The organism is Pseudomonas sp. GW822-FHT02D10 (genome assembly GCF_058802345.1).
Window position 1 is genome coordinate 344464 of sequence record NZ_JBXAOB010000004.1, and the last position, 14880, is coordinate 359343.

The following is a 14880-nucleotide window of genomic DNA, read 5'->3' on the forward strand; positions in this document are numbered from 1 at the left end:
CATTTTGGCGAGCTTTGCGGTGATTATCGCGATCATGCTGTTGATGGTCATGGTCTCGTTCTCCAGTCTGCTGAAGATTGAGTCCAGTGAGGAAACGGTCCAGAAGGATGCCGTTCCGGGGGTGTATTACAGTTCGATGATTCGCAGCGCCTGGGTCGACGGTTATGTCCTGACCCAGCGGATCGTTGGCCTCTCTGAACATCGCGACATGACCGCCGCTGACCTGGAGCTGTACAAGAGCTACGAGGCGCGTATTGAAGAGGAGATGGGCAACTATCGAAAAACCATCTTCGATGCTCGGGATCAGGCCGATTTCGACGTGTTCGAAGTGCGTCATCAAGCGTTCAATAAGGTGCTGAATAAAGTCGTCGATCTGTATCAGCACAAACAATACGAACAGGCCCGCATAGCGCTGGAGCAGGAATTGACACCCGCGTGGGTCGATGGCCGCAAGCAGTTGAATATTGTGATTGACGCCAATCGTGATCAATCCAATGCCGCCACTCAGGCAATCCGCAATGCGGTTGTCGCGGCAAAAATCAGCATGGGCCTCTCTTTGCTGGTCGCGATTCTCGCCGCCGGCCTCTGCGGTCTGCTGTTGATGCGCGCGATCATGGCGCCGATGAACCGCATCGTGCAGATCCTCGACATCATGCGCACCGGCGATCTCAGCAACCGTCTGAACCTGGCCCGCAAAGACGAATTCGGCGCGGTGGAAACCGGCTTCAACGACATGATGACCGAACTGACGTCGCTGGTGTCCCAGGCTCAGCGCTCCTCGGTACAGGTGACCACCTCGGTGACCGAAATCGCTGCCACTTCCAAACAGCAGCAGGCGACCGCCACTGAAACCGCCGCCACCACCACCGAAATCGGCGCCACTTCGCGCGAAATCGCCGCGACGTCCCGTGACCTGGTGCGTACCATGACCGAAGTCTCCACCGCCGCCGATCAGGCTTCGGTGGCGGCCGGCTCCGGACAGCAAGGGCTGGCGCGCATGGAAGAGACCATGCACTCGGTAATGGGCGCGGCCGATCTGGTCAACGCCAAACTGGCGATCCTCAACGAGAAGGCCGGCAACATCAATCAGGTGGTGGTGACCATCGTCAAGGTCGCGGACCAGACTAACCTGCTGTCGCTGAACGCCGCCATCGAGGCCGAAAAGGCCGGTGAATACGGTCGTGGTTTCGCCGTGGTCGCCACCGAAGTACGACGTCTGGCGGACCAGACGGCCGTCGCCACCTACGACATCGAGCAGATGGTTCGCGAGATCCAGTCGGCGGTGTCGGCCGGTGTGATGGGCATGGACAAATTCTCCGAAGAAGTGCGCCGCGGCATGTCCGAAGTGCAGCAGGTTGGTGAGCAGCTGTCGCAGATCATCCACCAGGTTCAGGCGCTGGCGCCGCGGGTGTTGATGGTCAACGAGGGCATGCAGGCCCAGGCCACGGGCGCCGAACAGATCAACCATGCGCTGGTGCAGTTGGGCGATGCCAGCAGCCAGACGGTCGAGTCCCTGCGTCAGGCCAGTTCCGCGATCGACGAGCTGAGTTCGGTGGCCGTGGGGCTGCGCAGCGGCGTCTCGCGATTCAAAGTCTGATGAGCGAACTCGTGGCGAAACGGGGTGCAGGCATGGCGCCCAGGCAGTCATTGTTTCTGGTGTTTCGCATCGGCGACGAGCGCTATGCACTACAAGCCACCGAGGTGGCTGAAGTGCTGCCGCGCCTGGCACTCAAACCGATTGCCAGGGCGCCGTCCTGGGTCGCGGGGGTGTTTGCCTATCGCGGCGCGGTGGTACCGGTGATCGATGTCGGCGACCTGGCGTTCGGTCAGCCGGCCCAGGCGCGCACCAGTACTCGATTGGTGTTGGTGCACTATCAACCGGATAACGCTACGCCCGTGCAATTGCTCGGACTGATTCTTGAGCAGGCCACCGACACCCTGCGTTGCAACCCGGCGGACTTCCAGCCTTATGGTCTGGACAATCGTCAGACGCCGTATTTGGGGCCGGTGCGTGAAGACGCGCAAGGGCTGCTGCAATGGGTGCGCGTCGCGGACTTGCTGGATGCTCAGGTGCGCGCGTTGCTGTTCCCGTCACCGCCGCTCGACCTGGCGTCGCTTGAGGAGCGCCCATGAGCAGCGACCAGCGTTTTTTCGACTTCCTCAAAGAACGCATCGGCCTCGACGTGAGCTCCGTCGGCCCGGCGATCATCGAGCGCGCGGTGCGCCAGCGCACGGCGGCGCAGCAGGTGGAAACGTCGGATGAGTACTGGCAGCGGCTGCAAGGCTCGCGAGACGAACAGCAAGCGCTGATCGAAGCAGTGATCGTCCCGGAAACCTGGTTTTTCCGTTATCCGGAGTCCTTTGCCACCTTGGCCAGACTGGCGACCAAGCGTCTGGCCGAGATCAAGGGGATGCGCGCGCTGCGGATTCTCAGCCTGCCGTGCTCGACCGGCGAAGAGCCGTATTCGATTGCCATGGCGTTGTTCGATGCCGGGCTGGCGCCACACCAGTTCAAGGTCGAAGGGTTAGATGTCAGCCCGCTGTCGGTTGAGCGGGCCAAGCGTGCGCTGTATGGAAAAAACTCCTTTCGAGGGCAACACAGCGATTTCCGCGAGCGTCATTTCAGTGCCGAAGACGAGGGCTACCGCCTCAGCGATCAGGTGCGCGAACAGGTACGTTTGCAGGTGGGCAATCTGCTGGATCCGGCCCTGCTGGCCAATGAACCGCCCTATGACTTCGTGTTTTGTCGCAACTTGCTGATCTATTTCGATCAGCCTACTCAGACGCAGGTTTTTGAGGTGCTCAAGCGCCTGACCCACGTGGAGGGCGTGCTGTTTATCGGCCCGGCCGAAGGCAGTCTGCTGGGGCGTCTGGGCATGCGTTCGATCGGTATTCCACAATCCTTCGCCTTCAGCCGTCACAGCGAGCCTGAACCCGAACCGCTGCCGGTGTTCATTGCACCACCGTTGCCGGTGAGTTTGCTTATGCGCAGCGTTCCGCCGCCGGTACGCAACCGACCTTTTGCCGCCGTTGCACCTGCGTCGCGTGCGAGCCAGGAGACGGTGTCGAACACTGATGCCACCGTTCTGCTAGCGAGTATTGCGACCCTGGCCAACGAAGGTAAAAGCCTGGACGCACGGGCGGCCTGCGAGCAGTACCTGCGCAGCCACGAGCCGGTGGCGCAGGTGTTTTACTGGCTGGGGCTGCTCAGCGATGTCGCCGGCAGCGTGCTGGAAGCCCAGGGCTTTTATCGCAAGGCGCTTTATTTACAACCGCAGCACCCCGAAGCGCTGATGCACCTGTCAGTGTTGCTGGCGTCCCAGGGCGATGCGGTCGGGGCCCGTCGATTACAGGAGCGCGCCGCCCGCAGTGAGCGCGCCGCTGACAGTGAGCGTAAACGATGACCGGTTCTGTTTCGTTGAACGTGACCCATGCAGATGCTCAGGCCATCGACGACTGCTGGAACCGTATCGGTATCCACGGCGACAAGTCCTGCCCATTGCTGATCGAACACATTCACTGTCGCAATTGCGCGGTGTATTCCGCCGCGGCGACGCGTTTGCTGGATCGTTATGCCTTGCAGCAGGACGACCGCGCGCAAACGGCCATTGCCATCGAAACGGATGTGCTCACGCGCTCGTTGTTGATGTTTCGCCTCGGCGAAGAATGGCTCGCCCTGGCCACCCGCAGCCTGGTGGAAGTCGCGCCCTTGCAGCCGATTCATTCGCTACCGCATCAGCGTTCGAGGGCCTTGCTGGGGGTGGCGAATGTGCGCGGTGCGCTGGTGGCCTGCCTGTCGTTGGTGGAGTTGCTGGGGCTGGAAGCGACCACGGGGGTCGCTTCGGGTGCGCGGATCATGCCGCGCATGTTGATCATCGCCGCTCACGGCGGTCCGGTGGTGGTGCCGGTGGATGAGGTGGACGGGATTCACGCCATTGATGAGCGGATTCTCAACGCCGCGTCCCGATCAGGCCAGCAGGCCAGCGCCAAATACACCCGTGGCGTGCTGCAATTCAGAGGTCGCAGTCTGCGCTGGCTGGATGAAGAGCAGTTGTTGTCCGCCGTGACCCGGAGCCTGACATGACCCCCGAGCAAATGCGCGACGCGTCACTGCTGGAACTCTTCAGTCTTGAAGCCGAGGCTCAGACCCAGGTGCTCAGCGCCGGGCTGCTGGCGCTGGAACGTGACCCGACTCAGGCCGATCATCTGGAAGCCTGCATGCGCGCCGCGCATTCGCTCAAGGGCGCGGCGCGGATTGTCGGTGTGGATGCCGGGGTCAGCGTTTCCCATGTGATGGAAGATTGCCTGGTCAGCGCGCAGGAAGGTCGACTTTTTCTGCGCCCCGAACACATTGACGCGCTGCTGCAAGGCACGGATTTGCTGATGCGCATCGCCACGCCAGGCAGTGTCAACGTGGGGCCAGGCGACATCGAAGCGTACGTGGCGTTGATGGGGTGTTTGCTGGATCCTTCGGCAATCGTTGCACCTGCTGTAGCGCAGCCCTCATTGCCACTCGAGCCGCCGACACAGCGGGTCGAATCGCCAGACCTTGTGTCAGAACTCGAGTCGTCGCTCGCTGCATCGGTAGAGGCGTCGGTAGAGGCATCGCGTAGAGCGAAACGCGTCACCGAGGGCGGCGAGCGGGTGTTGCGGGTCACCGCCGAGCGCTTGAACAGCCTGCTCGACCTGTCGAGCAAATCGCTGGTGGAAACCCTGCGTCTCAAGCCGTACCTGGCGACGATGCAGCGCCTCAAACGCACACAGAGCAACAGCCTGCGCGCCCTGGAAAACCTCAATGTCCACCTCAAAGAGCAAACCCTGAGCCTTGAGGCCCAGGAGGCGCTCGGCGATGCGCGGCGGTTGTTGGCCGAATCCCAGCAACTGCTGGCGGAAAAAACCGCTGAGCTCGATGAGTTCGCCTGGCACGCCAGTCAGCGCGCTCAGGTGCTGTACGACACCGCATTGGCCTGTCGTATGCGGCCGTTTGCCGATGTGCTGACCGGTCAGGCGCGGATGGTTCGCGATCTGGGCCGCAGCCTGGGCAAGCAAGTGCGGTTGGAGATCGAGGGCGAAAAGACCCAGGTCGACCGCGACGTGCTGGAAAAGCTCGAAGCATCGCTGACCCATTTGCTGCGTAACGCCGTCGACCACGGCATCGAAATGCCCGAACAGCGCCTGCTGGCCGGCAAGCCTGCCGAAGGGCTGATTCGCTTGCGCGCGTCCCACCAGGCCGGGTTGCTGGTGCTGGAATTGAGCGACGACGGCAATGGCGTGGACCTGGAACAGGTACGCCGCAGCATCGTCGAACGTCAATTGTCACCGGCCGAGACCGCGGCGCAGTTGAGCGAAGATGAGCTGCTGACGTTCCTCTTCCTGCCGGGCTTCAGCCTGCGCGACACGGTCACTGAGGTGTCCGGGCGTGGCGTTGGCCTGGACGCGGTTCAGCACATGGCCCGCGAGTTGCGCGGTGCGGTGGTGCTGGAGCAGAAAGCAGGCGAGGGCAGTCGTTTCCATCTTGAGGTGCCGCTGACGTTGTCGGTGGTGCGCAGTCTGGTGGTGGAAGTGGGCGAGGAGGCGTATGCCTTTCCACTGGCGCACATCGAGCGCATGTGCGATCTGGCGTCGGACGATATCGTCCAGGTGGAAGGTCGTCAGCACTTCTGGCACGAAGGTCGACACGTTGGCCTGGTCGCGGCCAGCCAGTTGCTGAACCGCCCGGCGAGTCAGAACAGCCCGGCGACCCTCAAAGTCGTGGTCATCCGTGAGCGCGACGCGGTGTACGGGGTGGCCGTCGAGCGCTTTATCGGCGAGCGCACGTTGGTGGTGCTGCCGCTGGATGAGCGCCTGGGCAAGGTGCAGGACATTTCTGCCGGGGCCTTGCTCGATGACGGCTCAGTGGTGTTGATCGTCGACGTCGAGGACATGCTCCGTTCGGTGGACAAACTGCTCAATACCGGTCGCCTGGAGCGGATCACCCGGCACAGCCAACAGGCCGCCATCGTTGCGCGCAAACGCATTCTGGTGGTCGATGACTCACTGACGGTTCGTGAGTTGCAACGCAAGCTGCTGCTCAATCGGGGTTATGACGTGGCCGTTGCAGTTGACGGCATGGACGGCTGGAACGCGCTGCGTGCCGAAGATTTTGATCTGCTGATTACCGACATTGATATGCCGCGCATGGACGGGATCGAGCTGGTTTCGTTGTTGCGACGTGACAATCGGTTGCAATCGCTGCCGGTGATGGTGGTGTCCTACAAGGATCGTGAAGAAGACCGTCGTCGTGGACTGGACGCTGGAGCCGACTACTATTTAGCCAAGGCCAGCTTTCATGACGATGCGCTGCTCGATGCAGTGGTTGAGCTCATAGGAGGCGCGCGGACATGAAGATCGCTATCGTCAACGATATGCCCATGGCCGTGGAGGCCCTGCGTCGAGCCTTGGCGTTCGAACCGGCGCATGAGGTGGTCTGGGTCGCCAGCAACGGTTCCGAGGCGGTGCAACGCTGCGCCGAGCTGACCCCGGACCTGATCCTGATGGACCTGATCATGCCGATCATGGATGGCGTCGAAGCGACCCGGCGGATCATGGCCGAGACCCCGTGCGCTATCGTCATCGTCACGGTGGATCGGCAGCAGAATGTCCATCGAGTGTTCGAGGCCATGGGCCACGGCGCGCTGGATGTGGTCGATACCCCGGCCCTTGGCGCGGGTGATCCGAAAGAGGCCGCCGCGCCGCTGCTGCGCAAGATCATGAATATCGGCTGGCTGATCGGCGAGCGCGGCAACCGCGTGCAATCAGCGCCGACCCATCCGCGCAGCTCCGGACTGCGCCAGAGCCTGGTGGCCATTGGTTCTTCTGCCGGTGGGCCGGCGGCACTGGAAGTCTTGCTCAAGGGCCTGCCACGCGATTTTGCGCCGGCCATCGTGCTGGTTCAGCACGTCGATCAGGTGTTCGCGACGGGTATGGCTGAATGGCTCAGCAGCGCTAGCGGCCTGAAAGTCCGCCTGGCCGAGGAAGGTGAGCCGCCGCAAAGCGGGACGGTTTTACTGGCAGGCACCAACCACCATATTCGTTTGGTGAAGAACGGTACGCTGGCCTACACCGCCGAGCCGGTCAACGAGATCTACCGACCCTCGATCGACGTATTTTTCGAAAGCGTGGCCACTTACTGGAACGGTGATGCAGTGGGTGTGCTGCTGACCGGTATGGGGCGCGATGGCGCCCAGGGACTTAAATTGATGCGCCAGCAGGGCTACCTGACCATTGCTCAGGATCAGCGCAGCAGTGCGGTGTATGGCATGCCGAAAGCGGCCGCCGCCATCGACGCCGCTGTGGAAATTCGCCCGCTGGACAAGATAGCGCCACGATTGCTGGAGATATTCGCAAAATGACTCATCATTGCCGCTGTTATTGCCTGACTCAGGTGAACGCACATGGATGATTTACAGCTCGACGCTTTTAAAGCCGATGAGAACGCCGCGATGGTGCTGCTGGTCGACGACCAGGCCATGATCGGTGAAGCCGTGCGCCGCGGGCTGGCGAACGAAGAGAACATCGACTTCCATTTTTGCGCCGATCCGCACCAGGCCATCGCCCAGGCAATTCGCATCAGGCCGACGGTGATCCTGCAGGACCTGGTCATGCCCGGTCTGGATGGCCTGTCGCTGGTGCGCGAATACCGCAACCACCCGGCGACCAAGGACGTTCCGATCATTGTGCTCTCGACCAAGGAAGACCCGCTGATCAAGAGCGCGGCGTTTGCCGCGGGGGCCAACGATTACCTGGTCAAGCTGCCGGACAACATCGAACTGGTGGCGCGCATTCGTTACCACTCGCGTTCCTACACCACCCTTATCCAGCGCGACGCGGCCTACCGGGCGTTGCGGGTCAGCCAGCAGCAGTTGCTCGATACCAACCTGGTGCTCCAGCGGTTGATGAACTCAGACGGCCTGACCGGCCTGTCGAACCGCCGCCATTTCGACGAATACCTCGAGCTGGAATGGCGCCGGGCCTTGCGTGATCAGGCGCAGCTGTCACTGTTGATGATCGATGTCGATCACTTCAAGTTGTACAACGACAACTTCGGCCACCTGGAAGGCGACGAAGCCCTGCGCAAAGTCGCCACGGCAATCCGCGATGCCAGCAGCCGGCCTTCCGATCTGCCGGCGCGTTATGGCGGTGAAGAGTTCGTGCTGGTATTGCCCAATACCTCGCCGGGCGGGGCGCGTCTGGTCGCGGAAAAACTCCGACAGACTGTGGCCGGAATGAAAATTCCGCATGTTTTCCCGGCCGAAGGTGCAAGCCTGACCATCAGCATCGGCCTCTCGACCATGACCCCGCAGTCGGGCACGGATTGCCGTCAATTGATCTCGGCGGCGGACAAGGGGTTGTACCTGGCGAAGAACAATGGGCGCAATCAGGTGGGGATTGAGTAACCCGCTGAAACACGATGCCCTGTAGGAGCTGCCGAAGGCTGCGATCTTTTGATGTTGCTTTAAAGGCGAAGATCAAAGGATCGCAGCCTTCGGCAGCTCCTACAGTTCGGAGTGCAACGTCTACATGGTGTTCAGCCAAAAACCATTCGCCCTAAAGCCGCCAGGCGGGCTGCCGTGACAGCTTGATTACGTTATACTCGCCGGCTTTCAAAAGTTCGCCAACGAGTGCTGCCCGCCATGGAAATCAACCCGATCCTTAACAGTATCAAGGACCTGTCCGAGCGCTCCGAAACTATTCGGGGGTATCTTTGACTACGATCAAAAGCATGAGCGTCTGACTGAAGTCAATCGCGAGCTTGAAGATCCGAATGTCTGGAACAACCCGTCGTACGCTCAGGAACTGGGCCGCGAGCGCTCGCTGCTGGCGCAGATCGTCGAAACCCTCGACCAGATGCACAGCGGCCTTGCCGACGCCAAGGACCTGCTGCTGATGTCCGCCGAAGAAGAAGACCAGGCCGCCGTCGATGACGTCGCTGCCGAAGTCGAGCGTCTGCGCGAAGCCCTCGAGAAGCTTGAGTTCCGTCGCATGTTCAGCGGTGAAATGGACGCCAACAACGCCTACCTGGACATCCAGGCCGGCTCCGGCGGTACCGAAGCCCAGGACTGGGCCAACATCCTGCTGCGCATGTACTTGCGCTGGGCGGATAAACGCGGTTTCGACGCCACCATCATGGAGCTCTCCGCCGGTGAAGTCGCCGGGATCAAGGGCGCCACCCTGCACATCAAGGGCGAATACGCTTTTGGCTGGCTGCGGACCGAAATCGGCGTGCACCGTCTGGTGCGCAAGAGCCCGTACGACTCGGGTAACCGTCGTCACACCTCGTTCTCGGCCGTGTTCGTGTCGCCGGAAATCGATGACAACATCGAAATCGACATCAACCCGTCGGACCTGCGCATCGACACCTACCGCTCCTCGGGTGCCGGTGGTCAGCACGTAAACACCACCGACTCGGCCGTACGTATCACCCACGTACCGACCAACACCGTGGTCTGCTGTCAGAACGAACGTTCCCAGCACGCCAACAAAGACACCGCGATGAAAATGTTGCGGGCGCGCTTGTACGAGCAGGAAGTGCAGAAACGCAATGCCGCCTCCCAGGCTCTGGAAGACACCAAGTCGGACATCGGCTGGGGTCACCAGATTCGCTCGTACGTGCTCGACCAGTCGCGAATCAAGGATTTGCGGACTAACGTCGAACGCAGCGACTGCGACAAGGTGCTCGACGGCGATATCGACGAATACCTGGTGGCGAGCCTGAAACAAGGGCTGTAAACCGCCAGTCAAGACCTTAAGTCCCCTGTCATCGGCGGGGGCAACGAACCTGTGATGGAAAATTTAAAGACATGAGCGACCTAGAACTCGATCCGCAAGCCCTGCAACAGGAAGAAAACTCCCTGATCGCCCTGCGCAAGGAAAAGCTTGCTGCCGAGCGCGCCAAGGGCCAGGCCTTCCCCAACGACTTCCGCCGCGACGCCTACTGCGAAGATTTGCAGAAACAGTACGCTGCCAAGACTAAGGAAGAGCTGGCAGAGGCTGCGATTCCGGTCAAGGTTGCCGGTCGTCTCATGCTCAACCGTGGCTCGTTCATGGTGATCCAGGACATGTCCGGGCGCATTCAGGTTTACGTCAACCGTAAAACCCTGTCGGAAGAAACCCTGGCCGCGGTCAAGACCTGGGACCTGGGCGACATTATTGCTGCCGAAGGCACCCTGGCCCGTTCCGGCAAAGGCGACCTGTACGTTGAAATGACCAACGTGCGTCTGCTGACCAAGTCCCTGCGTCCGCTGCCAGACAAGCACCACGGCCTGTCCGACACCGAGCAGCGCTACCGCCAGCGTTACGTTGACCTGATCGTCAACGATGAGGTGCGCCAGACGTTCCGCGTGCGTTCGCAAGTGATCGCGCACATCCGCAGCTTCCTGATGAAGCGCGACTTCCTTGAAGTTGAAACGCCGATGCTGCAAACCATTCCGGGTGGTGCTGCGGCCAAGCCTTTCGAGACTCACCACAACGCGCTGGACATGGAAATGTTCCTGCGTATCGCGCCGGAGCTGTACCTCAAGCGTCTGGTGGTTGGCGGTTTCGAGAAGGTGTTCGAGATCAACCGCAACTTCCGTAACGAAGGCGTCTCGACTCGTCACAACCCTGAATTCACCATGTTGGAGTTCTACCAGGCTTACGCCGACTACGAAGACAACATGGACCTGACCGAAGAGCTGTTCCGTGAACTGGCTCAGCTGGTTCTGGGCAGCACCGACGTGCCTTACGGCGACAAGGTGTTCCACTTCGGCGAGCCGTTCGTGCGTCTGTCGGTGTTCGACTCGATTCTCAAGTACAACCCGGACCTGACCGCTGCCGACCTGCAGGACATCGACAAGGCTCGCGCCATCGCCAAAAAGGCCGGCGCCAAGGTGCTCGGCTTCGAAGGTCTGGGCAAGTTGCAGGTGATGATTTTCGAAGAACTGGTCGAGCACAAGCTGGAGCAGCCGCACTTCATCACCCAGTACCCGTTTGAAGTGTCGCCGCTGGCCCGTCGCAACGACGAGAACCCGAACGTCACCGACCGTTTCGAGCTGTTCATTGGTGGCCGCGAAATCGCCAACGCCTACTCCGAGTTGAACGACGCGGAAGACCAGGCCGAGCGCTTCATGGCTCAGGTGGCCGACAAGGACGCCGGCGACGACGAAGCCATGCACTACGACGCTGACTTCGTTCGCGCACTGGAATACGGCATGCCGCCGACCGCCGGTGAAGGTATCGGTATCGACCGTCTGGTGATGCTGTTGACCAACTCACCGTCGATTCGCGATGTGATCCTGTTCCCGCACATGCGGCCGCAAGCGTAAATGTTTCAATAAAAAAGCCGCCTATAACAGGCGGCTTTTTATTGCCTGTCTGGTACAAACGTATCAATTGGTTACTTTTGACGTTAGAGAGGAATACCTGCCGTGAATCGTGCAAGTGCTCAAGAAGGTGCAGCGGGTATCGCCACTGCGGTCGCTGAAAGCGTTCAGTACCAAGGCCGAAAGGCCAGCCGACAGGGAAGTGAGCAGCGTCGACAGGACATTCTTGATGCCGCGATGCGGATCGTCGTACGCGACGGTGTCCGTGCGGTACGTCACCGTGCAGTCGCCGCCGAAGCCGGTGTGCCGTTGTCGGCGACGACTTACTATTTCAAGGATATCGATGACCTGCTTACCGATACCTTTGCTCAATACGTCGAGCGCAGCGCCGCCTTCATGGCCAGGTTGTGGGCCAACAACGAAGGCCTGTTGCGCGAATTGGTCGTTAGCGGTGATGGCAGCCCCGAGTCCCGCTCGCGGTTGGCTGACGATATTGCACGGCTGATGGCTGACTATGTCCAACGGCAACTGAGCAACCGCCGTGAGCACTTGATGGCCGAGCAGGCCTTCCGCCAGGAAGCCTTGCTCAATCCGCGCCTGGCCCTGTTGGTGCGTTCGCATCAGCAAATTCTCCTACAGGGCACCTGCCAGCTTTTCCAGGTATTGGGTTCCCGAGAGCCACAGCAGGATGCCAAAGTGTTGACGGCGATTGTCGGCCGGATGGAATATCAAGGGCTGCTCAACGACGCAGAGCCGCTGGCTGAACAAGAGATGCTCGGCATTTTGAACCGCTACATGCATCTGGTATTGGCGTCGGTATAACGATCGGCACTATCCCACATTGAACGGTTTTAAACAGGAGCACCAGGTGGACGAATACCAGCAGACGATACGCACCTTGTCCGATCGCATAGTGCTGGCGCAGACGCCGATTCGGGTACTCGATGCGGTCAAGTGGGACGACAACGTCCGCAAGGGTTTCCTCAAGGCCAAAGGCAAGGAAATGCCGGCCGTGGACCGCGACTACTACCTCAATCGGCCACTGTCTTTCGATTCCAGCAAAGTGAAGCTGGAATTCCAGAACATCGAGCGCGACATCACCCGCCAGCTCGGTCAGTTCAACCCGGTCGGGCAGATCATGCGGCGCATGTGCAAGGAATACCGCATGGTGGTGCGGATGCTCGAAGCGCGTGGCACCGAAGATTTCGGGTTGATTTCCCAAGAGCTTTACGGCGCCGCGTCCGATGCGTTCCACGCCGGTGATCCGACCCTGGCCGACCTTGGCCTGATGATGTCCGACTACCTGAACAACATCGATGGCCGGGGCGACCTCAAGGACGAGCCGAAGATTCTCACGGCCAAAGAAGCAGTGCACTTGCTGCAAACCCGCTTGAACAAGGTTTTTGGCGAAACCGAGGAAACCATTCGGGTGTTCGAGTCCGACGGTATCGTCGCGGATGCGGCGGCCGGTGCCGACTACATCAAGATCCGCGCTGACGCGATGTTCAATGACCGCGATGTGCGTGCCCTGGAAGTCCATGAAGGGTTGGTGCACGTCGGCACTACCCTCAACGGTCTGAACCAGCCGATCTGCACCTTCCTCTCCAAAGGTCCACCGTCGTCGACCGTGACCCAGGAAGGCCTGGCGATCCTGATGGAAATCATCACCTTTGCCTCTTATCCGAGTCGTCTGCGCAAACTGACCAACCGTACCCGCGCGATTCACATGGCCGAGGAGGGCGCGGACTTCTTGCAGATCTTCGAGTTCTTCCGCGCACAAGGCTTCGAGATGGCTGAAAGCTATAGCAACGCCAGCCGGGTTTTCCGTGGATCGGTGCCAAATGGTCTGCCATTTACCAAAGACTTGTCCTACCTCAAGGGCTTTATCATGGTTTACAACTACATTCAGTTGGCCGTGCGTAAAGGCAAGCTTGAGCAGATCCCTTTACTGTTTTGTGGCAAAACCACCCTGGAAGACATGCGAACCCTGCGTCAGTTGGTGGATGAAGGCTTGGTGGAACCACCCAAGTACCTGCCGGACCAGTTCCGTGACATGAACGCCCTGTCGGCCTGGATGTGTTTCTCCAACTTCCTCAACCACCTGAGCCTGGACCGGATCGAAGCGGATTACTCGAACATTTTGTAAGGATCACGCCGTCCAAATGTGGGAGCGAGCTTGCTCGCGATAGCGGTGTCACAGTCAACATCAATGCTCAATGTTAGAACGCCATCGCGAGCAAGCTCGCTCCCACAGGTCGTGTGTTTCAACTCCTTTTTTGCGAGGCTTCAAACGGATGAGAATCCTCGGCATCCTTTGCCTTCTCCTGACCCTCGGCGGTTGCAGTTCCTTGCTGTTCTTCCCTGAACCTGGTCTGCCGTTTACCCCGGAGAAAGCCGGGCTTGAGTACCGCGACGTCACCCTGACCACCGCCGATGGCCTGAAATTGCGCGGCTGGTGGCTGCCGGCCAAAAAAGGCGTGGCGGTCAAGGGCACGGTGCTGCATTTGCACGGCAATGGCGGGAATCTCGCCGGGCATCTGGGCGCCACTTGGTGGCTGCCGAAGCAGGGTTATCAGGTGCTGTTGGTGGACTATCGCGGTTATGGCCTGTCGCAGGGTAAACCCAGCTTGCCGGCGATCTATCAGGACATCGACGCTTCATTCAAATGGCTGGACCAGGCGCCTGAAGTTCAGGGTAAACCGCTGATCGTGCTTGGGCAGAGCCTTGGTGGCGCGCTGGTCGTGCATTATCTGGTTGAACACCCCGAGCGTCAGCGTCAGCTCAAAGCGCTGGTCCTCGACGGCGTGCCGGCCAGTTACCGGGATGTCGGGCAATTTGCCTTGAGTACGTCGTGGATGACCTGGCCGTTTCAGGTGCCGTTGTCCTGGCTGGTGCCGGACGCCGACAGCGCGATCAATGCGATGCCGCAGCTCAATGGCGTGCCGAAATTGATCTACCACAGCATCGACGATCCGCTCGTGCCGCTTTCCAATGGCATCCGACTGTATCAAGCTGCGCCCCCGCCGAGGGTCCTGCAACTGACCCGAGGCGGGCATGTGCAGACCTTCGGCGTCCCGACCTGGCGCACCGTCATGCTGCGCTTTCTCGATGACCCGCAGCACTTCAACGGCCTGCGCCGCTTGGGCGAAACGCCCAATTACCCGGCACCCCAGAATTCAGAAATTGAACCTCCAGAGAGTCCGCAATGAGTGAAGAACGTAACGCCATCCCGCTGATCATCACCGGTATCTGCAGCATCCTCGGCACTGTCGGGGCCTTGTGGTTCTACGGTTACCTGCATTTCGCCAAACCGGAAGACGCGCTGCTGCTCAACGACTTCACCATGCTTAAGACCGTACCGGGCGAAGACTACAAAGTCTCCCTGGAGCCGGCCGCGCAAGTCGCCCAGTGCGTCGATGGTGTGCTGGTGCTGTTCGACACCGAACAGAAAGGCCTGACCGGTGTGCTGGTCAACAACCAGAAAAAAGCCGTGCGTTGCATGGGGCAAGAGACGCCGCAGCTGGAGCAATAATCCCAGCGA

Annotated in this window: 13 protein-coding genes; all 13 read left to right on the forward strand. The window is 60.4% G+C overall.

Annotated features, from left to right (window positions below):
- The first annotated feature begins 34 nt into the window (after window positions 1-34).
- Window positions 35-1597: a methyl-accepting chemotaxis protein gene (locus tag AC1RPZ_RS09465; RefSeq protein ID WP_493136843.1), complete on the forward strand. Its 1563-nt coding sequence runs from the start codon at window positions 35-37 to the stop codon at window positions 1595-1597.
- A complete protein-coding gene (locus AC1RPZ_RS09470; protein WP_493136785.1) occupies window positions 1597-2133 on the forward strand; it encodes a chemotaxis protein CheW in 537 nt (178 codons plus the stop codon). Before AC1RPZ_RS09465 ends, AC1RPZ_RS09470 begins: the two co-directional genes overlap by 1 nt.
- Window positions 2130-3404 carry a CheR family methyltransferase gene (locus tag AC1RPZ_RS09475; RefSeq protein ID WP_493136786.1) on the forward strand — a complete coding sequence of 425 codons (1275 nt, stop codon included), beginning with the start codon at window positions 2130-2132 and terminating at the stop codon, window positions 3402-3404. Before AC1RPZ_RS09470 ends, AC1RPZ_RS09475 begins: the two co-directional genes overlap by 4 nt.
- Window positions 3401-4084 (forward strand): chemotaxis protein CheW, encoded by a 684-nt coding sequence (locus AC1RPZ_RS09480; RefSeq protein ID WP_493136787.1) that lies wholly within the window; start codon window positions 3401-3403, stop codon window positions 4082-4084. The genes AC1RPZ_RS09475 and AC1RPZ_RS09480 overlap by 4 nt, the downstream gene beginning before the upstream one ends.
- Complete coding sequence (locus AC1RPZ_RS09485) at window positions 4081-6384, forward strand: hybrid sensor histidine kinase/response regulator (RefSeq protein WP_493136788.1); 2304 nt, start codon at window positions 4081-4083, stop codon at window positions 6382-6384. The genes AC1RPZ_RS09480 and AC1RPZ_RS09485 overlap by 4 nt, the downstream gene beginning before the upstream one ends.
- Window positions 6381-7391, forward strand: a complete 1011-nt coding sequence (locus AC1RPZ_RS09490; protein WP_493136789.1) for a chemotaxis response regulator protein-glutamate methylesterase — start codon at window positions 6381-6383, stop codon at window positions 7389-7391. Before AC1RPZ_RS09485 ends, AC1RPZ_RS09490 begins: the two co-directional genes overlap by 4 nt.
- Window positions 7392-7433: 42 nt before the next feature.
- Window positions 7434-8435 carry a diguanylate cyclase domain-containing protein gene (locus AC1RPZ_RS09495; RefSeq protein WP_493136790.1) on the forward strand — a complete coding sequence of 334 codons (1002 nt, stop codon included), beginning with the start codon at window positions 7434-7436 and terminating at the stop codon, window positions 8433-8435.
- A 237-nt stretch (window positions 8436-8672) separates the two neighbouring features.
- A protein-coding gene (gene prfB, locus AC1RPZ_RS09500) for a peptide chain release factor 2 (protein ID WP_493136791.1) occupies window positions 8673-9768 on the forward strand; the annotation gives its coding sequence in 2 pieces (ribosomal slippage) (window positions 8673-8744 and window positions 8746-9768; 1095 coding nt in all).
- A gap of 71 nt (window positions 9769-9839) precedes the next feature.
- The gene (gene lysS, locus AC1RPZ_RS09505; protein WP_493136792.1) at window positions 9840-11342 is read left to right on the forward strand and encodes a lysine--tRNA ligase; all 1503 of its coding nucleotides are present in this window, start codon (window positions 9840-9842) and stop codon (window positions 11340-11342) included.
- Window positions 11343-11444: 102 nt separating this feature from the next.
- Window positions 11445-12161, forward strand: coding sequence for a TetR/AcrR family transcriptional regulator (locus AC1RPZ_RS09510; protein ID WP_493136793.1), 717 nt, complete (start codon window positions 11445-11447; stop codon window positions 12159-12161).
- A gap of 46 nt (window positions 12162-12207) precedes the next feature.
- Window positions 12208-13485 (forward strand): flavohemoglobin expression-modulating QEGLA motif protein, encoded by a 1278-nt coding sequence (locus tag AC1RPZ_RS09515; RefSeq protein WP_493136794.1) that lies wholly within the window; start codon window positions 12208-12210, stop codon window positions 13483-13485.
- Between the two features lie 148 nt (window positions 13486-13633).
- Complete coding sequence (locus tag AC1RPZ_RS09520; protein WP_493136795.1) at window positions 13634-14548, forward strand: alpha/beta hydrolase; 915 nt, start codon at window positions 13634-13636, stop codon at window positions 14546-14548.
- Entirely contained in the window at window positions 14545-14871 is a 327-nt protein-coding gene (locus AC1RPZ_RS09525; protein ID WP_262114862.1) for a PA3694 family proteiin, read from the forward strand. Before AC1RPZ_RS09520 ends, AC1RPZ_RS09525 begins: the two co-directional genes overlap by 4 nt.
- Window positions 14872-14880 lie beyond the last annotated feature (9 nt).

Coding starts and splice junctions, on each gene's coding strand:
- AC1RPZ_RS09465 (WP_493136843.1), top strand. CDS start 35: ATGCTGTTGATGGTCATGGTCTCGTTCTCCAGTCTGCTGAAGATTGAG.
- AC1RPZ_RS09470 (WP_493136785.1), top strand. CDS start 1,597: ATGAGCGAACTCGTGGCGAAACGGGGTGCAGGCATGGCGCCCAGGCAG.
- AC1RPZ_RS09475 (WP_493136786.1), top strand. CDS start 2,130: ATGAGCAGCGACCAGCGTTTTTTCGACTTCCTCAAAGAACGCATCGGC.
- AC1RPZ_RS09480 (WP_493136787.1), top strand. CDS start 3,401: ATGACCGGTTCTGTTTCGTTGAACGTGACCCATGCAGATGCTCAGGCC.
- AC1RPZ_RS09485 (WP_493136788.1), top strand. CDS start 4,081: ATGACCCCCGAGCAAATGCGCGACGCGTCACTGCTGGAACTCTTCAGT.
- AC1RPZ_RS09490 (WP_493136789.1), top strand. CDS start 6,381: ATGAAGATCGCTATCGTCAACGATATGCCCATGGCCGTGGAGGCCCTG.
- AC1RPZ_RS09495 (WP_493136790.1), top strand. CDS start 7,434: ATGGATGATTTACAGCTCGACGCTTTTAAAGCCGATGAGAACGCCGCG.
- lysS (WP_493136792.1), top strand. CDS start 9,840: ATGAGCGACCTAGAACTCGATCCGCAAGCCCTGCAACAGGAAGAAAAC.
- AC1RPZ_RS09520 (WP_493136795.1), top strand. CDS start 13,634: ATGAGAATCCTCGGCATCCTTTGCCTTCTCCTGACCCTCGGCGGTTGC.
- AC1RPZ_RS09525 (WP_262114862.1), top strand. CDS start 14,545: ATGAGTGAAGAACGTAACGCCATCCCGCTGATCATCACCGGTATCTGC.